Origin of the sequence: Aeromonas sp. QDB30, from assembly GCF_027707645.1 — a bacterium.
Lineage (GTDB): Bacteria > Pseudomonadota > Gammaproteobacteria > Enterobacterales > Aeromonadaceae > Aeromonas > Aeromonas caviae.
Genome location: NZ_JAPCIY010000079.1, coordinates 1 through 18934 on the forward strand (window position 1 = coordinate 1; position 18934 = coordinate 18934).

General features: G+C 61.2%; 19 protein-coding genes, 2 pseudogenes and 1 riboswitch. Of the genes and pseudogenes, 11 read left to right on the forward strand and 10 right to left on the reverse strand.

Features of this window, described 5'->3' with window-relative positions; all coding sequences use genetic code 11:
* Window positions 1-75: 75 nt before the first annotated feature.
* Window positions 76-843, reverse strand: a pseudogene (locus PG896_RS17860) (sodium:calcium antiporter); the annotation flags it as partial.
* Between the two features lie 88 nt (window positions 844-931).
* Window positions 932-1039: riboswitch (yybP-ykoY riboswitch) on the reverse strand.
* 190 nt (window positions 1040-1229) lie between these two features.
* Between PG896_RS17860 and PG896_RS17865 the strand changes: the two are divergent.
* Window positions 1230-1817 carry a superinfection exclusion B family protein gene (locus tag PG896_RS17865; RefSeq protein ID WP_183148970.1) on the forward strand — a complete coding sequence of 196 codons (588 nt, stop codon included), beginning with the start codon at window positions 1230-1232 and terminating at the stop codon, window positions 1815-1817.
* Between the two features lie 64 nt (window positions 1818-1881).
* Here the strand turns inward: PG896_RS17865 and PG896_RS17870 are convergent, their stop codons facing one another.
* The 3 genes from PG896_RS17870 to PG896_RS17880 form a co-directional block, all read right to left on the reverse strand.
* Window positions 1882-2340: a methylglyoxal synthase gene (locus tag PG896_RS17870; RefSeq protein ID WP_041211864.1), complete on the reverse strand. Its 459-nt coding sequence runs from the start codon at window positions 2338-2340 to the stop codon at window positions 1882-1884.
* A 250-nt stretch (window positions 2341-2590) separates the two neighbouring features.
* Window positions 2591-3070, reverse strand: a complete 480-nt coding sequence (bfr, locus tag PG896_RS17875; protein ID WP_270836016.1) for a bacterioferritin — start codon at window positions 3068-3070, stop codon at window positions 2591-2593.
* A gap of 131 nt (window positions 3071-3201) precedes the next feature.
* Window positions 3202-3408 (reverse strand): bacterioferritin-associated ferredoxin, encoded by a 207-nt coding sequence (locus PG896_RS17880; RefSeq protein WP_164882654.1) that lies wholly within the window; start codon window positions 3406-3408, stop codon window positions 3202-3204.
* 138 nt (window positions 3409-3546) lie between these two features.
* Here PG896_RS17880 and PG896_RS17885 point away from each other — a divergent pair, with 138 nt between their 5' ends.
* The 6 genes from PG896_RS17885 to PG896_RS17910 all read left to right on the forward strand — a co-directional run bounded on the left by PG896_RS17885 (window position 3547) and on the right by PG896_RS17910 (window position 10484).
* Window positions 3547-3861 carry an HlyU family transcriptional regulator gene (locus PG896_RS17885; RefSeq protein WP_041211748.1) on the forward strand — a complete coding sequence of 105 codons (315 nt, stop codon included), beginning with the start codon at window positions 3547-3549 and terminating at the stop codon, window positions 3859-3861.
* Window positions 3858-5930, forward strand: a complete 2073-nt coding sequence (locus tag PG896_RS17890; protein ID WP_270836017.1) for a tRNA(Met) cytidine acetyltransferase TmcA — start codon at window positions 3858-3860, stop codon at window positions 5928-5930. The genes PG896_RS17885 and PG896_RS17890 overlap by 4 nt, the downstream gene beginning before the upstream one ends.
* A 367-nt stretch (window positions 5931-6297) precedes the next feature.
* The gene (gene coxB, locus PG896_RS17895; RefSeq protein ID WP_223917946.1) at window positions 6298-7428 is read left to right on the forward strand and encodes a cytochrome c oxidase subunit II; all 1131 of its coding nucleotides are present in this window, start codon (window positions 6298-6300) and stop codon (window positions 7426-7428) included.
* 9 nt (window positions 7429-7437) lie between these two features.
* The gene (gene ctaD, locus PG896_RS17900; protein WP_045522119.1) at window positions 7438-9036 is read left to right on the forward strand and encodes a cytochrome c oxidase subunit I; all 1599 of its coding nucleotides are present in this window, start codon (window positions 7438-7440) and stop codon (window positions 9034-9036) included.
* 9 nt (window positions 9037-9045) lie between these two features.
* A complete protein-coding gene (locus tag PG896_RS17905) occupies window positions 9046-9600 on the forward strand; it encodes a cytochrome c oxidase assembly protein (RefSeq protein ID WP_052814409.1) in 555 nt (184 codons plus the stop codon).
* A gap of 2 nt (window positions 9601-9602) precedes the next feature.
* The gene (locus tag PG896_RS17910) at window positions 9603-10484 is read left to right on the forward strand and encodes a cytochrome c oxidase subunit 3 (RefSeq protein WP_043152874.1); all 882 of its coding nucleotides are present in this window, start codon (window positions 9603-9605) and stop codon (window positions 10482-10484) included.
* 8 nt (window positions 10485-10492) lie between these two features.
* Here the strand turns inward: PG896_RS17910 and PG896_RS17915 are convergent, their stop codons facing one another.
* The gene (locus tag PG896_RS17915) at window positions 10493-10699 is read right to left on the reverse strand and encodes a DUF2909 family protein (RefSeq protein WP_221436468.1); all 207 of its coding nucleotides are present in this window, start codon (window positions 10697-10699) and stop codon (window positions 10493-10495) included.
* 18 nt (window positions 10700-10717) lie between these two features.
* Between PG896_RS17915 and PG896_RS17920 the strand changes: the two genes are divergently transcribed.
* The 4 genes from PG896_RS17920 to cyoE are packed head-to-tail and all read left to right on the forward strand — an operon-like array spanning window position 10718 to window position 13894.
* The gene (locus PG896_RS17920) at window positions 10718-11443 is read left to right on the forward strand and encodes an SURF1 family protein (RefSeq protein WP_270836018.1); all 726 of its coding nucleotides are present in this window, start codon (window positions 10718-10720) and stop codon (window positions 11441-11443) included.
* Window positions 11440-11922 (forward strand): hypothetical protein, encoded by a 483-nt coding sequence (locus tag PG896_RS17925; protein ID WP_104452225.1) that lies wholly within the window; start codon window positions 11440-11442, stop codon window positions 11920-11922. Before PG896_RS17920 ends, PG896_RS17925 begins: the two co-directional genes overlap by 4 nt.
* 59 nt (window positions 11923-11981) lie before the next feature.
* On the forward strand, window positions 11982-12992 hold the full coding sequence (locus tag PG896_RS17930) for a COX15/CtaA family protein (RefSeq protein WP_052814413.1): 1011 nt from the start codon (window positions 11982-11984) through the stop codon (window positions 12990-12992).
* Complete coding sequence (gene cyoE / locus PG896_RS17935; RefSeq protein WP_052814414.1) at window positions 12989-13894, forward strand: heme o synthase; 906 nt, start codon at window positions 12989-12991, stop codon at window positions 13892-13894. Before PG896_RS17930 ends, cyoE begins: the two co-directional genes overlap by 4 nt.
* 126 nt (window positions 13895-14020) lie before the next feature.
* Here the strand turns inward: cyoE and PG896_RS17940 are convergent, their stop codons facing one another.
* The 5 genes and pseudogenes from PG896_RS17940 to PG896_RS17960 form a co-directional block, all read right to left on the reverse strand.
* Entirely contained in the window at window positions 14021-15451 is a 1431-nt protein-coding gene (locus PG896_RS17940; protein ID WP_270836020.1) for a gamma-aminobutyraldehyde dehydrogenase, read from the reverse strand.
* Between the two features lie 29 nt (window positions 15452-15480).
* Entirely contained in the window at window positions 15481-16296 is an 816-nt protein-coding gene (locus PG896_RS17945; RefSeq protein ID WP_045522104.1) for an ABC transporter permease, read from the reverse strand.
* Window positions 16297-16303: 7 nt separating this feature from the next.
* Window positions 16304-17272: an ABC transporter permease gene (locus PG896_RS17950; RefSeq protein ID WP_161470577.1), complete on the reverse strand. Its 969-nt coding sequence runs from the start codon at window positions 17270-17272 to the stop codon at window positions 16304-16306.
* Window positions 17269-18282, reverse strand: coding sequence for an ABC transporter ATP-binding protein (locus tag PG896_RS17955; protein ID WP_270836021.1), 1014 nt, complete (start codon window positions 18280-18282; stop codon window positions 17269-17271). Before PG896_RS17955 ends, PG896_RS17950 begins: the two co-directional genes overlap by 4 nt.
* Window positions 18283-18454: 172 nt before the next feature.
* A pseudogene (locus PG896_RS17960) lies at window positions 18455-18859 on the reverse strand (spermidine/putrescine ABC transporter substrate-binding protein); the annotation flags it as partial.
* Window positions 18860-18934 lie beyond the last annotated feature (75 nt).

Below are 18934 nucleotides of genomic sequence, written 5' to 3' on the forward strand. Positions count from 1 at the left end.
GTGTGTTTGGAGACAGCCAGTTTACCAGCACCCTGTCTGTCAACTTCCACTTCCCCAAGATCCCGCGAAGAACCATATATTGGCCAGTGCCAGCCGGTGTTTGCCCTGCCGCACCCAGATGAGCACGTTCATCAGCTCGGGCATTTCGGTGGCCACCGGGCTCAGCAACAGGGCCGCCAGCACCGGAGAGAGGCCGAACAGCTCGCCCATGCTCTCCAGCTGATGGACGAACAGCTGAGCCGCCAGCGCCACCACACCGAGCGCCACCAGGGTTTGCAGCAGCACCTTGCCGAGCGCCGGGATCCTGGCGTGCGGATCCAGCTTGAGGGGGGAGGGCAATTCGGCATCGTGGCTGTCGGTCTGTTTCAGCTCACGTCGCACATAGAGGAGGTACATCAGCACGAACAGGGGGGCCAGCCAGGTTTTACCGGTGAAGGCCACCATGCCAAGCAGCACGGCCAACAGGAAGATGCCAGCAAACCAGGTCTGATCGCGGCCTATCTCCCGCTGCACCTCGCCATTGATGGCTCTGTGCTCCCGGCTCATGCACAGCAGCAGGGTCACGCCGACGGCAGCATAGCCTATGGTGGCCAGCACCAGCGGGCCGCCGAGGGCCGCACCTATGCCTATCTGCTGCTGGGCGGGGGCATCCCCCATCAGCAGGGCGGTCAGGGTGACGATGCATTCGGGCAGGGCCGTGCCGAGGGCGGCCAGCAGAGAACCGGTGGCGCTTTGGGACAGTTTGAAATGATGGCCGGTCCATTCGATGCCGTTGACGAAGTATTCACAGGCCAGATAGATGGTGACGGCAGAGATCAGAAATAACAGCAGGGTGATCAGCATGATGAGTAACCGCCAGGCGAGCAGAACAACCGATGGACCCGATACGGCTCGCCCGGCTGGCGTGCATATCGAGGCCAAAGGTCTTGCAGGACGACAGGTGCTATCGCCGCCCATGCCATGGATCTGCGGATCCAAGAGTGTTGACATGGGCCCTGCCCGGATTTCGGGCGGGTTGCTACTCCCCAGTGACAGTGCGGGCTTTTTACCAAGTGGCTCGGTGAGGCGCAAGGCCAACAGGGGATGATCCGCGCGACAAGTTGTAAAAGGATGTGACAACCCCTCGACTCTCCCGTCCGGGATCCTGATCTTTTTACGGGGATCCTTGTGCTGGCACAGTGATTGCTATGAATTGGCTACTGTCCACATTGACTTGGGAAGGGTGAACGATGAAACGGTGGATCCAACATTTTTACCAGCTTAATCGCCTCAACTGGCTGATGGTCTGGCTGCTGCTCTGCTGCAGCATCATCCTGCTGTTTCCGGCCGGATTGATGAAAGGTGCCGTGAGCCAGTGGGCCATGGCTCATGCGGCCTGGCTTGGGGTCGGCATGTTGATCGCCATCTCCTATTTCTGCAGTCAGGGCTTCCTGATCGCCTGGGAGTGGGCCTGTGACGAGTGGCAGTCCCGCCGCCAGCAGGATCAACTGGCCCAGATGATTGGCTTCCTCGACTTCAACGAGAAGGCGGTGCTGCGGGAGTTCGTACTGCAACGGAAAAGCGTCATAAACCTGCCGATCACCGAACCCGCCGTCAAAAACCTGATGGATGCCGGCGTGCTCACCTACGCCTACGGCAAGCCGACGCGAGAGAAGGAGGACGAGAACCAGATCCGCGCCCTGATGATCGCCCTGCCAGCGCGCCCTCTGCTGACCTACAAGGTTCTGGGGCTGTCGCGGGGCAAGATGAGCGACGAGCAGGTGGAGCAGATCATGAATGCCAGGCCCAAATTCGCGCAGAAAAGCCTCCAGCGCTGACCTTCTCCACCCATGAAAGAAAAGAGCCGGACATCTGTTCCGGCTCTTTGCTGTCTGGCGTTGCTTATTCGGTTCTGGCCTTGAGGTAGCCGGCGTAGTCGGGCACCTGGACGCTGAATGCCTGCTGCATGTGCGGGCTGTCCATGATGAAGTCCGCCGTCGCCTCGTTGGTGGCGACCGGGATGTTCCAGACAGCCGCGAGGCGCAGCAGGGCCTTGACGTCAGGATCGTGGGCGGCGGGATTGAGGGGATCCCAGAAGAAGATCATCACGTCTATCTTCCCTTCGGCGATGAGGGCGCCGAGCTGCTGATCCCCTCCCATGGGGCCGGAGAAGAGGCAGGTAATGGGCAGCTGCGCCTTCTTGCCGAGCAGGGTGCCCGTGGTGCCGGTCGCATAGAGATGGTGGAGCTTGAGCTCCTCCTTGCGGCGCAGCACCCAGTTCAGCAGAGGGGCTTTCATGTTGTCGTGAGCCACCAGGGCAACCCGTTTGTGGGGCGCCATCTCGCGTGCAATCAGTTCCATGGAGGTCATCCGTAGCAAAATGATGGGAATGGGGTCGTATCCTAATCGAAAGCGGCGCCTGCCGCTGCCCCATGCATCGTAACTGTGATCCCTGAGGTGGTTCAATCTGGCGCCTGCCATCCTGACAGCCTCTGGCCTGCCTTGTCAGCAACCAGGTTGGCTACCCTATCGTTGGGCAAGATCTCTGCCTCTGTCGCCATGAAAAAACCCGCCTGGGCGGGTTGGGATTGTCTCTTGATGTCATCGCGATTCAGGATGACTCGGGATGGAGCTGGGATTGCTGGTAGTTTTCCAGACCGATACGGGCGATGAGATCGAGCTGGGTTTCCAGCCAGTCCACATGCTCCTCTTCATCTTCCAGGATCTCCTGGAACAGGTCGCGGCTGACGTAGTCCTGCACGGACTCGGCATAGGTGATGGCGACTTTCAGGTCGGGGATGGCGTCCATCTCCAGAGACAAGTCACAGCGCAGCATCTCTTCCACCGTCTCACCGATGCGCAGCTTGCCCAGATCCTGCAAGTTGGGCAGCCCTTCCAGAAACAGCACCCGCTTGACCAGCTCGTCGGCATGTTTCATCTCATCGATGGATTCGTGATACTCCTTGTGCCCCAGCCCCTTGAGGCCCCAGTCATCATAGATGCGGGCATGCAGGAAGTATTGGTTGATGGCAACCAGCTCATTGGCCAGCACCTTGTTGAGGTGGGCAATGATTTTGGGATCTCCTTTCATCGACATTACTCCTCGTTTTCGAGCCTAGGCAACGATCACTAGAGCTTAGTCCAGAAACATGACCATAACGTGATGGGGAAAGTCGTCCCCTGGAGGGCAGAAGGAGAGATGAAGACGAGAAGTCGGCGGTTTTACGCCACTTCGTAATAGAGCGGTTCCTGCTCTGACCCCATCTTGTCGATTTCGGTAGCGATGATCTCCATCGCCATGCGCACACATTTACCACATTGGGCACCGACTTCCAGCGACTGTTTCAACTGTCTGAATTCAGTCTTGCCTGCCTGTACCGCCTTGCGGATCTGGTTATCTGTGATGCCGCGGCACAAACACACGTACATAATCTGGACCTCATGCTGGAATGAGATGAAATCTAAATGAGAATGGTTCGTAGTACAAAGAACGAATGGTAATAAGATCCCGTGCTTGCCAGTGATTCCACCCTTGGGGAGAATGCCTTTATCAGAGAGGATGCGAACATGTTCAAAAAACTATTCAATGCCCTGTTCAAGGGAGAGATCGCCCAGAGCCCCGAGGTTGAGCCCATCGAATACATGGGCTATCTCATCTATCCCGAGCCCATGGCGGAAGGGGGGCAATACAGGCTGGCAGGTCGCATCACCAGGGAGATAGACGGGCAATTACAGACCCATCGCTTCATCCGCTCCGATCTCTTTGCCAACCCGGCGGATGCCGAGCGCTTCATGGTGCAAAAGGCCCATACCTTCATCGACCAGATGGGGGAGCGCATGTTTGAACCCCGCGTGAAGCCAGACGCCAGCCCCGCTCCATGATGTCAGCCGAGCAGCTCGCCTTGCGCCACGCTATCGCTTCTGCCGGCGAGCGGCGTCTGATCTGGCTGGAAGGGGAGGAGGATGACTGCATCGTTCGTGCCGAATCCTTGCTGTGGGGGGCGGTGTTCTGGCTGGGGCAGGGTCCTGAGCGTCATGCTCCGCAGCCTGCCGCCAAGGCGCTTCAACGGCTCGGTCAGGAGTGCGACACCCTGGTATTCAATGCCTTCAGCGGTTTTCACCCCGATGCATTCGGTGCCTTGGCGGGGACATTGAGGGCTGGGGGGCTCTTGCTTCTGCTGACCCCGCCGCGGGAGGCATGGCCGACCTACCCAGACCCAGATCGTCAGAGGCTGGTCGCCCAGCCAGAGGAGGTTGATCGTGCCGGGCAGGGGTTCATCTCCCGTCTAGTACGGTTGCTGGAAGAAGATCCGGCGCGAGATCTGACGCCTGCCTCTTGTGATATTACCTGGCAGCCTCTCGACGGGGACCGACCGCTGAGCGCGGATCAGGCCCGTGCGCTGCCCGCCATCCACAACGTGTTGCACGGCCATCGCCGCCGCCCCCTGGTGCTGAGCGCCGATCGCGGTCGTGGCAAGAGCGCCGTGCTGGGGCTGGCGAGCGCCGACTTGCTGAGTCGGGATCCGGCCTTGAGGATAGCGGTGACGGCCCCTTCCCACGCCACAGTGGCGACACTTTTTGCCCATGCAGAGCGTGCGCTGGCAGAGATGCCTGAGCGGCTGGCCGGTCTGAGCTATGTGTCCCCTGATCGGGCCTCTCAAGGAGACGTGCTGGCGGATCTGTTGCTGGTGGATGAGGCCGCCGCCATCCCGACCCCGCTGCTGGAGGCCATGCTGGCCCGTCACAGTCGCATTGTCTTCGCTACAACGGAGCACGGCTATGAGGGGACGGGGCGCGGCTTTCATCTGCGCTTCAAGAGGGTACTCGATGAGCAAACCCCGGATTGGCAGGAGCTGCACCTGGTGGAGCCTATTCGCTGGAGCCTGAGCGATCCGCTGGAGCCTCTGATCTTCCGGCTCCTTGGTCTGAATGCCGACATATCGGCACCTCATCCCCCGACATCACCGACCTGGCGCCTGGTCGGACAAGATGAGCTGGCCCGTGATGACGCGCTGCTCAATCGGGTGTTCGGCCTGCTCGTGCTGGCTCACTACCAGACCAGCCCCAGTGATCTGCGGTATTTACTGGAGGGGCCGGATCTCGACATTCATCTGATGGAGCAGGGACAGGAGTTGCTCGGGGTGGCGCTGGTCGCGCGGGAGGGCAATATCCCCCCTGATCTGGCGCACGCGATCTGGGCCGGACGAAGGCGCCCTCGTGGACATCTGCTGCCCCAGTCGCTGCTGGCCCACGCCGGTTTCGTGACGGCGGGGGAGCGCTCTTATGCCAGGGTGATGCGCATCGCCATCCATCCTGCCCTTCATCGTCTCGGGCTGGGGTCTTGGTTGCTGGACAAGCTGGTATCACATTATCGGGTATTAGGGGTCGATTATCTGGGATCTGCCTTCTCCGCCAGTCCAGATCTGCTGCCATTCTGGCTCAAGGCGGGATTGAAGGTGCTGCGTCTTGGTCTGCAGCGCGATGCGGCCAGCGGCAGTCATGCAGCTTTGCTGCTGATGCCGTTGCAATCGGAATATCACGCCGAGCTGGCGCAATGGCGACAGCGTTTCATGAGCCAGTTGCCGGCCCTGCTGGCGGGTGAACTCAAGAGGCTGGATACCGAACTGGTCTGGCTATCCCTCAGAGGCGGACCTGTCACTCATGTGCCGGATCTGGATGAATTCGAGCATCGGGAACTCGATTGTTTTGCCCACCATCACAAGCCATTCGAATTGTGCCAGGCGACACTGCAACGCTGGCTGCTCCGGCGAGTGATGATGCTGGACGGGTTGAGTCAGGATGAACGACGGTTGCTGATCGCCACCATCTGGCAATATGCGTCCTGGTCCGAGCTGGCTGCCCGACAGGGTGTCGCGGGCAAACCCGCCCTGATAAAAGCATTGCGCTCCCTGCTGGCCAGACTGCTGGCTCAGCAAGCCCCAGCGGGCTGACCCCACCTCTGGCACGGCAGAAAACCACGGAGCCCAGGAGGAACCAATGGCCCCTCCCGGGTTCTGCACATCGATTCGACTCACCATGGCTGAAGCTCTCCCCGTTCAAGGCGCGGCCACCCCGGGACCCGTTTCTCCCTCTTCCCTGCTCGCGTTTTGCCTATTGCCACTGCTCTGATGAGCCTGGTCAGGGCTGTCTGCATTTTGGTTTTTTCTGAATATGGACTAATACTTGAATGTGAAATGAATTTTAATAAATGCATTATTTTCAGATGGTTAGCGTCGATTGTATTGAATGCAGGCCATCTTCTCCAACGTGCACAGGGAGTGCAATGTGAGAAACGATGCAGCTCAGGCAGGTGCCGGAATGATGATGTGGTTCATCAGCAGCAGCGCCTTTGCCAATGAGATCCGGTTCAACATGACGCGCGGGGCGACCGCCATCAGCCAGCAGGTCTATGACCTGCACATGACGATTTTCTATATCTGTTGCGTCATCGGTCTGCTCGTCTTCGGCATCATGTTCTGGTCCATCGTGCACCATCGAAAATCGCGCGGTGCCAAAGCCGCCCAGTTTCACGAAAGCACCCGCATCGAGTTGCTGTGGACGGCCATCCCCGTGTTGATACTGATCGCGATGGCGGCACCGGCAACCTCGACCCTGTTGAAGATGGAGGATACCTCCAAGGCCGATCTCACCGTCCTCGTCACGGGCTCGCAATGGAAATGGCATTACAAATACCTAGAGTATCCAGTGGCGTTTTATTCCCTGCTGGCGACCAGCAAACAGCAGATCTCCGGTGATGCCCCCAAGGGCGGCAATTATCTGCTGGAGGTGGATAACCCTCTGGTATTGCCGGTCGGCAAGAAGATCCGTTTCCTGATGACCTCGGACGATGTCATTCACTCCTGGTGGGTTCCCGCCTTCGCCGTGAAAAAAGATGCCAATCCTGGCTACATCAACGAGTCCTGGACCCGGATCGACAAGCCGGGCACCTATCGTGGGCAGTGCGCCGAGCTGTGCGGCAAGGATCACGGTTTCATGCCTGTGGTTGTGGTGGCCAAATCCGCAGAGGAGTTCGAGAAGTGGATTGCCAGAAAGGGAGACGAGCAGGCAACTGCCAAGGCACAGCAACAGGCGCAGGCAGCGGAGACCATGACGTTGCCACAAGCCATGGCACAGGGGGAGAAAGTCTATCTGGGGCACTGCGCTGCCTGTCATCAGCCCGCGGGTACCGGATTGCCCGGCATCTTCCCGGCGCTCAATGGCAGCAAGGTGACCACACAGGCGGAACATCGGGCCCAGCATCTGGACATCGTCCTGCATGGCAAGAGCGGCACGGCGATGCAGCCTTTTGGCAAACAGTTGACGGCGCAGGAACTGGCCGCCGTCATCACCTATGAACGCAATGCCTGGGATAACAAGACCGGCGACCTTGTGCAGCCAGCCGAGGTGCAGTCCCTTCTCAACCCGGCCAATCCGGACAAGGACAAGTGAGGCGTCGGCATGAGTGATGGAATCACGGATACCCCGCACAGCGAACATGTCCACCAGCCAGCGGCCGGTCTGAGGCGCTGGCTCTACACCACCAATCACAAGGACATCGGTACCCTCTATCTTTGCTTTGCCCTCACCATGTTCTTTACCGGTGGCGCCATGGCCATGGTGATCCGGGCAGAACTGTTCCAGCCCGGACTGCAACTGGTGGAACCCCTGTTTTTCAACCAGATGACCACGGTACACGGCCTTATCATGGTCTTTGGTGCCGTCATGCCCGCCTTCACCGGCCTCGCCAACTGGCTGATCCCCATCATGATTGGGGCACCTGACATGGCGTTGCCCCGCATGAACAACTGGAGCTTCTGGATCCTGCCGTTTGCTTTCCTCATCCTCCTGTCGAGCCTGTTTATGGAGGGAGGCGGCCCCAGTTCTGGCTGGACCTTCTATGCCCCCCTGTCCACCCAGTACAGCGGCAACAGCACGGCCCTGTTCGTCTTTGCCATCCACATCATGGGGATCTCCTCCATCATGGGGGCCATCAACGTCATCGTGACCATCTTCAACCTGCGGGCGCCGGGTATGGGTTGGATGCAGATGCCGCTGTTTGTCTGGACCTGGCTCATCACGGCGTTTCTGCTCATCGCTGTCATGCCGGTGCTGGCGGCTGCGGTGACCATGGTGCTGACGGACAAGTATTTCGGGACCAGTTTCTTCGATGCGGCCGGTGGGGGGGATCCTGTCCTGTTTCAGCACATTTTCTGGTTCTTCGGGCACCCGGAAGTCTACATCATGATATTGCCGGCTTTCGGCATCGTCTCCAGCATCATTCCGACCTTCTCCCGCAAGAAGCTGTTCGGTTATCGCTCCATGGTCTATGCCACCAGCAGCATCGCCTTGCTCTCCTTCATGGTCTGGGCTCACCACATGTTCACCACCGGATTGCCCGTGGTGGCGGAGCTGTTCTTCATGTACACCACCATGTTGATCGCGGTGCCGACAGGGGTAAAGGTATTCAACTGGCTTGCTACCATGTGGCGTGGTTCTCTGACATTCGAGACCCCCATGCTGTTTGCCATCGCCTTCATCACCCTGTTCACCATTGGCGGTTTCTCCGGGCTGATGCTGGCCATGACGCCAGCTGATTTTCAGTATCACGACACCTATTTCGTAGTGGCCCATTTCCACTATGTGCTGGTGACCGGTGCCGTCTTCTCGATCCTGGCTGCGGCCTACTACTGGTTGCCGAAATGGACGGGGCACATGTATGACGAGCGGCTCGGCCAATGGCACTTCTGGTGTTCGCTCGTCTCGGTCAATGTGCTGTTTTTCCCCATGCATTTTGTCGGGCTGGCGGGCATGCCTCGCCGCATTCCCGATTACGCCCTGCAATTTGCCGACTTCAACATGCTGATCAGCCTGGGGGGCTTTGCCTTCGGCCTGTCTCAGCTGCTGTTTGTCTGGGGCGTGGTCAAATGCATCAGAGGCGGAGCCAAGGCGAGCGATCGGGTATGGGAGGGGGCCGAGGGGCTGGAATGGACGCTCTCTTCTCCCCCTCCCTATCACAGTTTCCAGACTCCGCCGGATATCCGGTCGGAAGAGCGTTAGGGAGGTCATATGACCCAGGTCAGTCATGCCCCCTTGCTCAGAAAACTGGCTCTGGTCGTGCTCGTCATGTTTGGTTTTGCCTTTGCGCTGGTGCCGCTTTATGACGTCTTCTGCCGGATCACCGGCCTCAATGGCAAGACGTCTGATCAAGCGGCCAGTACGGAGCGGGCGGTGATCGACAGCAAGCGGAGCATCCAGATCGAGTTTCTTGCTCATGCGGATACCCGGATGCCGTGGGAGTTCAGCGGTGAGACGACTCGGCTGTCGGTGAAGCCAGGGGAGGTGAAGATGGTCAACTTTCGGGTGTTCAATCCCACGGAGCGGACCATGGTGGGTCAGGCGGTCCCGTCGGTCTCTCCCGGTCCCGCCGCAGCCTATCTGAAGAAAGTGGAGTGTTTCTGCTTCAATCGCCAGGAGCTGAGGGCAGGGCAGAGCAAGCTGATGCCGCTCAAGTTCTATATTGATCCGGCACTACCGGACAGCATCAATACCATCACGCTCTCCTACTCGCTCTATGACATCACGGAGTCCGTACCTGCACCGGCACTCGCACAGAGGAAATGACCATGGCCAAGGTGAACCAGACCTATTATGTCCCGGACCAGAGTCGCTGGCCCATCATTGGTGCCATTGCACTGTTTTTCCTGGCGTTGGGGGCGGGACATCTGGTCAATGAAGTGGCGAGTGGGCAGACCGGTTTCGGCCGGTATCTGATGATGGCCGGTGTCGCCCTGCTGGCATTCATGTTGTTTGGCTGGTTCCGTCACATCATCCGGGAGTCCATGACCGGGCTCTACAGCGCCCAGATGGACAGATCCTTCAGGCAGGGCATGGTCTGGTTCATCTTCTCCGAAGTGATGTTCTTTCTGGCTTTTTTCGGAGTGCTGTTCTATGCCCGCCAGCTTGCGGTGCCCTGGCTGGATGGTGCGGGCCACAGGGTGATGACGGGCCAGCTGCTGTGGCCGGATTTCACCGCTCACTGGCCCCTGCTCAAGACGCCCGGCGGTGCCACGACCCAGGCCATGCCCTGGCAGGGGATCCCCCTCATCAATACCCTGATCCTGCTCGGCTCCTCCGTGACCCTGCTGTTTGCACACATGAGTCTGGAAAACGGCAGACGCATGCGGCTCAAGGGGATGTTGCTGGCCACCGTGGTGCTCGGGCTGATATTCCTGTGGTTTCAAGGCTATGAGTATCTGCATGCCTATCGGGATCTCGGGCTGCGGCTGGATTCCGGCATCTATGGCAATACCTTCTTCATTCTGACCGGGTTCCATGGACTGCACGTGCTGCTGGGCACCCTTTTCCTGACCATCATCTGGCTGCGCATCATGTTGAGGGATCATTTCACCCCACAGCGTCATTTCGCTTTCCAGGCTGCGGCCTGGTATTGGCACTTCGTCGATGTGGTCTGGCTCTGTCTGTTCGTCTTTGTCTACCTGCTTTGATGCCGTGCTCAGTAGGGGCGCGGGTTGGGTTCCAGCCAGCCCATCGCGAGAGAGAGCAGCAGCATGATGACCACCAGCAGGGAGAAGAAGACGCGCCGGCCCAGAGGTACCGACATCTTTTGCGTATTGCCTGGACTGAGCATCAGCCAGAGGGCGTGAAACAGCTGGCCGATGATGAGCAGCAGCATGAGTACCAGAACGACCTTGATCAACATCTTGGGATCCTCCTCGATATGCGCGATTCGGCTGCACGAGACAAGCGACGACCATGGCATCACAGACGCTGGTTCGTCTTGTTGTTCACTCTGGTGGTGACGGCCGGTTTGTGCAAGCTGGCGTTCTGGCAGTGGCAGCGCGGAATGGAAAAAACGGCCTGGCTGGCGCAGATGGCAAAGATGCAGCAGGCCGGGCCAAGGACATTGGCCCAGACCGACTGGCAACACCCGGAGTCACTGGATGGCCAGCCTCTGCAAGGGAAAGCCGAGTGGGTCAGCCCTTATGTCTGGTTGCTGGACAACCAGATCGTCAACGGGGAGGTTGGCTATGACGTGCTCATCCCGGTACGCGCAGAGGGGGGATCCTCACTGTTGCTGGTCAACCTGGGATGGGTGCCCGCACCATCCGACAGGTCGCAATTGCCCAATCCCGCCATCCCCGCCGCAATGACCCTTGAAGGTGTTCTGCGCATGGCTCCCGGCGGCTTCCTGTTGGGACAGAACATAGAACCAGGCCCCTACCCGAACCGGCTGCAATCCATCAGGGTCGAGACCCTGCGACAGGCAATCGGAGCCCCGCTTGCAGACGCCGTGTTCTATCAAAGACGAACCCCATTCCTCTATCACTACCAGCACATTGTCATGCCTCCTGAAAAACACCGGGCCTATGCGGTGCAATGGCTCGGCTTGGCGCTGGTGGTTCTGTCAGGGGGGGTCATGCTGACAAGGAGGTGCTCCCCATGAGTGGATGGCGACGCTGGCGGGTGCCAGCGCTCTTTGCTGCGGTGATCCTGCTGCCTGTGGTGCTGGCGGCTCTGACTCTTCACCAGGGCTGGTATGAACCCGGCACGCGCAGCAAGGGGCACTGGCTGCACCAGGAGATCTACCTGTTGCAACCGCTTCCTGCCCATCAGCACCAATGGCGACTGGTCTATCTGGTGGCCCCTCGCTGCGAGGGACAATGCCGGCAGGTCCCTGTGCTGATGGCGCGCATCCAGGCCGCACTTGGCCGCAACCTGGACAAGCTGGAGCTGGTCCAGTTGACGCCACCTCACGAGACAAACAGTGAAATGAGGGAGGGGGATATACTGCTGGTGGACGACCGCGGGCTGGCCATCTTGCGTTACGAGGTGCCCGGCAGCACGACGACCTGGCCGTTGCTTGGCAAGGCGGTACTGTCGGATCTGCAGCAACTGCTCAAGTATCAGCGTGGGGTGCAGTGACGATGCAGCCGGCATGGGACTCGCATCTTCTGGTTACTGCACGGTCAGCGAGGCGGCATATGAAGATGCACAAGAGGCTGGCCTCCGCGGCCATTGTGCTGGCAGTTCTGGTCATCGCGCTCGGTGCTTATACCCGGTTGACGGATGCCGGGCTGGCTTGCCCCGATTGGCCAGGTTGCTATGGTTCCCTTGCCATTCCCCGCGCCGAGCATGCGGAACTGGCGGCACAGCGCTATCCGGCCAGCCCGCTTGTTCCTCACAAGGCGCGCAGCGAGATGGTGCATCGCTACTTCGCCGGGGTGCTGGGAGGCGTGATTGTGCTCCTGTCCGGCTTGGGCTGGCGTACAGGCGGCCGACTGCGCCACCTCTCGCTCATCTTGCTGGTGCTGGTTGCGGGTCAGGCGGCACTGGGTATGTGGACGGTGACCCTGGCCCTGCATCCCCTGGTGGTGACCACTCATCTGCTGGGCGGCTTCGCCATCCTGACCTTGCTATGGCTCTATCGGGCCGAATTGGCAGGTTTCCCTTCACCCCCGCCCGTACACCAGGGTGTGTCCTGGCTTGGCAGCATGGCCTGTGGCGTGTTGCTGCTGCAGATCGCGCTGGGGGGCTGGACGTCGGCGAACTATGCGGCCATGGCGTGTGTGGAGTTTCCCTTGTGCCAGGGCAACTGGCAGGCAGAGCTGAATTGGGCGCAAGCCTTTCATCTCCCTCTGGGGCACGCCAGCTATGAGTTCGGCGTGCTGGGCAAGGAGGCGCGCCAGACCATTCACATCGCCCATCGCCTGGGAGCGCTGACCACGGCCTTGCTGGTGGGTGCTTTCGCCCTCGCGCTGCTCTGCCAGCGGTCCCCCTTGAGAGGGTTTGGCTGGTTGTTGCTGGGTCTGCTGACCGTGCAGATTGCCTTGGGATTGGCGAACGTCCATCTGGCCCTGCCGCTGGCCAACGCCCTTGCACACAATCTGGTGGCCGCCCACCTGCTGGCCTGTTGTGTGCTGGCGCGCGGGAGCCTCTCTTTGCCTCATCACGACCCCTTGCCATCCCCTGGGATGGTCAGGAGCCGGACATGAATGGGAGAGGGCGGGTACAGCGCTTCGCCCTCCGCCGGGTGCACGATTATTGTCAGTTGACCAAACCAAAGGTGGTCGCCCTGCTGCTCCTGACCGCCTGGGTGGGCATGCTGCTGGCCGAGCCGACACGCGCCTCTCTGGACGAGATGATACTGGGCCTGGCGGGGATTGGACTGCTCGCTGCCGGGGCGGCGGCCATGAACCATTCTCTGGATAGCGGCATCGATGCCCGGATGCGCAGAACGCGCTGGCGCCCGGTCGCCACGGGACGGATCACGCCGGGGCAGGCGATGAATTTTGCGATCTGTCTGGCACTGTCGGGGTTTGTTCTGCTCCATTGGGGCGTGAATCCCCTGACTGCCTGGCTAACCCTGGCCAGCCTGTTCGGCTATGCGGTCGTCTATACCCTGCTGCTGAAGCGGGCCACATCGCAGAATATCGTCATAGGTGGATTGGCGGGAGCCATGCCACCGCTCTTGGGCTGGACCAGCATCACGGGGCAGCTTTCGGCCGAGCCCTGGCTGCTGGTGATGATCATCTTTACCTGGACGCCGCCCCATTTCTGGTGTTTGGCCATCCACCGGCGCGATGACTATGCCGGTGCCGACATTCCCATGCTGCCGGTCACCCACGGCACCGATTTCACCAAGACAGCCATCCTGCTCTATCTGCTGATCCTGACGCTCGTCTGTCTGCTGCCCTATCTGATCGGCATGTCGGGGCTTGTCTACCTGGTCGGCAGCCTGGGGCTGAACCTTGGATTCTGCTGGCATGGCTGGTTGTTGAAATATGAGGAGCGCCCCGGCCAGGCGATGCGCACCTTCCGTTTCTCCATCTATCACCTGATGCTGCTGTTTGGTCTGCTGATTCTGGATCACCACTGGCTGTGGCGGTTGTCATGATGTTGATGCGGGTCGCGGTCGGGTGAATGGTGACGCTGCGTCGGTGCACAGCAGGGATGCACAGACCTGATGCAAAACAAGATGGCCCCAAGGGGCCATCTTGTTTTCAGGGAGACGGAGTGGAGCCTAGAGCTTGACCATGATGTGGCGCGGCACCGTGTAGTCCTCCAGCGCGTAGAGGGAGAGATCCTTGCCGTAGCCGGACATCTTCATGCCGCCGTGGGGCATCTCGGAGGTGAGCATGAAGTGGGTGTTGATCCAGGTGCAGCCGTACTGCAGGTGGCTGGCCACCTTGCTGGCAAGGCTCAGATCCTTGGTCCAGACCGAGCTGGCGAGGCCGTAGTCCGAGTCGTTGGCCCACTGCACCACCTGCTCGGCGTCGCCAAAGCGGGTCACCGACACCACCGGGCCGAACACCTCGCGGCGCACGATTTCATCCTCCTGGCGGGCATGGGCGATCAGGGTCGGTTCGAAGAAGAAGCCGTTGCCGGGGCGGATCTTGCCCCCCGCCGTTACCTCCACGTGACCGCTGCTCTGGGCCCGCTCCACGAAGCTGGCCACCCGATTGCGCTGGCGGTCCGAGATGAGCGGCCCCATCTCCACCCCCTCCTCGCGCGGACAGCCCACCTTGATGGAGGCCACCGCCTCGGTCATGGCGGCGACAAACTTGTCGTAGATTTTGCCCTGGGCATAGATGCGGCAAGCGGCTGTGCAATCCTGGCCGGCGTTGTAGAAGCCGAAGGTGCGAATGCCCGCCACCACGGCCTCCAGGTCTGCATCGTCAAAGATGATGACCGGCGCCTTGCCGCCCAGCTCCAGATGGGTGCGCTTCATGGTGCGGGCGGCGCTCTGCAGGATCTTCTGGCCGGTGGCGATGTCACCGGTGAGGGACACCATGCGCACCAGCGGGTGCTCCACCAGCGGTGCCCCCACGCTCTCGCCCCGGCCGCAGACGATGTTGATGACGCCGCGCGGGAACAGCTCGCTGGCCAGCTCCGCCAGGCGCAGGGCGGTGAGCGGGGTCTGCTCGGAGGGCTTGAGCACCACCGTATTGCCGGCGGCGAGCACCGGGGCCATCTTCCAAGCCGCCATCATCAGCGGATAGTTCCAGGGGGCGATACTGCCCACCACACCGATGGGGTCGCGGCGGATCATGCTGGTGTGCCCCTCGATATACTCCCCCGCCAGCGGCCCCTGCAGGCAGCGAGCCGCGCCGGCGAAGAAGCGGAAGCAGTCCACTACCGCCGGCAGCTCGTCATTGAGCACCGCCAGATAGGGCTTGCCGCAGTTGAGGGATTCGAGCGCCGCAAACTCCTCGGCGTGGCGCTCGATGGCATCGGCCAGGCGCAGCAGCAGGGTGCTGCGTTGGGCCGGGGTGGTGCGGCTCCACTGGGCGAAGGCGCGTTGGGCGCCGTTCACCGCACGGTTCACCTGCTCGAACGAGGCTTCGGGCACCGAGGCGAGCAGCTCGCCGGTGGCCGGGTTGAGGATGGGCTCGGCCTGGCCGTCACCGGTGACGAACTGACCGTCGATCAAAAGTTGGGTAGAGAGTTTCATGGTTGCATCCTTGCGCACGCGTTGAGTCGTTATTTGCCGCTGCCGGCAACGTCCTGGCCGTCGCGGGTGAGGTAGTAGGCAAGCAGAATGGGAATGGTGGTGAAGGCCACTATGATGAGCGCCACCACGTTGGTGACCGGCCTGTCCCGTGGCCGGATCAGCTCCTGATACATCCAGATCGGCAGCGTGGTCTGCTGGCCCGCGGTGAAGGTTGTGACGATCACCTCGTCAAAGCTCAGGGCAAACGCCAGCATGCCCCCCGCCAGCAGTGCCGTGGCCAGATTGGGCAGGATCACGTAGCGCAGGGTCTGGAAGCTGTCGGCACCGAGATCCATCGACGCCTCGATGAGGCTCTGGTTGGTGCGGCGAAAGCGCGCCAGGGCATTGTTGTAGACCACCACCACGCAGAAGGTGGCGTGACCGATGACGATGGTCCAGAAGCTGAAAGGGATCTCCATCACCCCGTAGGCGGAGCGCAGCGCGATGCCGGTGACGATGCCGGGCAGGGCGATGGGCAGCACCAGCAACAGCGATACCACCTCCTGGCCGAAGAAGCGGCTGCGGGCGATGGCCCCCGCCGCCAGGGTGCCGAGCACCATGGCGGCCAGCGTCGCCAGCCCCGCTACCTCCAGCGATAGCTGGATGGCGCGCCACACGTCGGGGCGGTTGAGGGTCACCTCGAACCACTTGAGGGTGAGCCCGGGCGGTGGGAACTGATAGCTCTTGCTCTCGCTGGTGAAGGCGTAGAGGAAGATGAACAGGATCGGGAAGTGCAGGAACAAGAGGCCGCCGATGGCCGCGTACTTGAGCAGGCCGGAGGGCTGGCTGCCATGGTCCCGTTTCATGGAAGTATTAGAGCGCATCGAAGGCCCCCAAGCGTTTCGCGATGGTCAGGTAGATGGCGATGATGAGGATCGGCACCAGCGAGAAGGCGGCGGCGAAGGGCAGGTTGCCCGCCGTGCCCTGCTGCATGTAGACCACCTGACCTATGTACATGGTGGAGTTGCCTATGATGCCGGGGATGATGTAGTCCCCCAGCGTTAGGGAGAAGGTGAAGATGGAGCCCGCCACCACGCCGGGCAGGGCCAGCGGCAGGATCAGGGTGCGAAAGGTCTGGGCCGGGGTGGCGCCGAGATCGCCGCTCGCCTCCAGCAAGGGGCGCGGGATCCGCTCCACCGCCGCCTGGATGGGCAGGATCATGAAGGGCAGCCAGACGTAGACGAACACGATGAAGGTGCCGATGCGCGAGAATGACAGCGACGGCCCCACGATCACCGGCAGCGAGAGGATGGCGTCCAGCAGCCAGTCCAGTCCCAGGGTGTCTGCCAGCCAGCTGATGACCCCCTCCTTGGCCAGGATCAGCTTCCAGGCGTAGACCCGCACTAGATAGCTGGACCAGAGCGGCAGCATGATGCCGACGTAGAACAGGGCCCGGGTCTTGCCGCTGGTGTAGCGCGCCATGTAGTAGGCGATCGGAAAACCGAGCAGGGCGCAGGCCAGGGTCACCAGCAGCGACATGCCGACGGTGCGCAGGATCACGTCCAAGTTCTCAGCCCGCAGCAGGGCAACGAAGTTCTGCAGCCCCAGCTCGTGGCGGATCTGGCCGCTGAACTCGTCCAGTCCGAAGAAGGCGTTGGAGAGCAGCATCAGCAGGGAGCCGACATAGATGATGCCAAGCCAGAGCAGTGGCGGCCCCAGCAGGATGGCCAGCAGCAGGCCTGGCCGCCCGTAGAGCAGGGTGGAGAGGTGCCGCAGCGGCCGATAGGAGAGGGGGGCAGTGGGTTGGCTCATGGCAAGGCTCGCACTGTGGGGGGCGCTCATGGTTGAGCTCCCTGAGGGGCGGTGTGCAGGTGATGGATCGCCTGCTCCGGCCAGCTGAGGCTGACCCGGGCGCCACGGGGCAGGCGGGCCTGGCCCTCGTTGGGGTGGTTGACGATAAGCTCGAGCTGCTCGCCGAGATCAACCCGGTAGCGCACGAAGGGGCCGAGATATTCAACCTCGCGCACCTCCCCGGACCAGCCCGGTGTGCCGGCCTCGGCGAGCCGGATCCGCTCCGGGCGCACCATCATCTGCTGAGCATCGCCGCACAGCCGGCGGGCCTGCTCCCCCTCGAACAGGTTGACGGTGCCGACGAAGCGGGCGACGAAGGGGGTGGCGGGGGCGTCATAGACAGTATCCGGCGCGGCGATCTGCTCGATCTTGCCCTGATTGAAGATGCAGATGCGGTCGCTCATGGAGAGCGCCTCCTGCTGATCGTGGGTGACGAAGATGAAGGTGATGCCGAGCTGGCGCTGCAAGGCTTTGAGTTCGAGCTGCATCTGCTCGCGCAGCTTGAGGTCGAGGGCCCCGAGCGGTTCGTCCAGCAGCAGGATGCGCGGCTGGTTGATCAGCGCTCGGGCGATGGCGATGCGCTGGCGCTGGCCGCCGGAGAGCTGGCCCGGCTTGCGGTTGCCGACGCCGGGCAGGCGCACCAGTTCCAGCATCTCGTCCACCTTGCGGTAACGCTCCGCCTTGGCGACGCCCTTGAGCATCAGGCCGTAGCCGATGTTGTCGCGCACATCCATGTTGGGAAACAGGGCGTAGTCCTGAAACACGGTATTGAGGTTGCGATCGTAGGGGGGCACGGTGGAGCAGGGCTCGCCGAACAGCCGGATCTCCCCCTCGCTCGGGTATTCGAAGCCCGCGATCATCCGCAGGCAGGTGGTCTTGCCGGAACCGCTCGGCCCCAGCAGGGTGAAAAATTCTCCGGACGGGATCTGGAAGGAGATGTCGTCGACCGCCTTCACCTCGCCATAGTGGCGGCTGACCCGGTCAAATTGTACGGCATTCATGGGGCGTCCTTGTCTGTGTGGGAAGCGGGCCGGACTCCTGTCCGGCCCCATATCGGCATTTACTGAGGCACCTCAGCGACCACCCAGGATGGCGATATAGTCCGAAACCCAGCGGTAGCACAGAGGACACGCAGGTCCCCTGCCGCTGGGATATGGCCTTGTTCTACCAGCATCAGCGGCCACCCAGAATAGCGATATAGTCCGAGACCCAGCGGTAATACGGCACGCAGGTTCCCTGGCTCTTGCACTGGGAGACAGGGGTACGCCAGAAGTGAACCCGATCGAAGTTGTCGATGCCGTTGGTCTTGCACCCCTCTTTCCCGAGCAGGGCATTGCCCTCGCAGGCGGCCGGTACCACGGGCACGGAGCCGAACCAGGAGGCGAGATCCCCCTGCAGCTTGTTGTTGAGGGAGTGCTCCAGCCACTGATAGGCACAGGTGAGGTTCTTCGCCTCGCTGTGCACCATGCTGGTATCGGCCCAGCCGGTGACGCCCTCCTTGGGCACCGTCGTGGCGATAGGCTGCTTGTCGGCGATCAGGGTATTGGCCTGGAACGGCCAGGAGCCGGAGGCCACCACAGGGCTGACGCATCAGTGTTTATACTTTGAACAACCCCATACATTCGAACAAATATTGTTCATTCAGACAGCAGA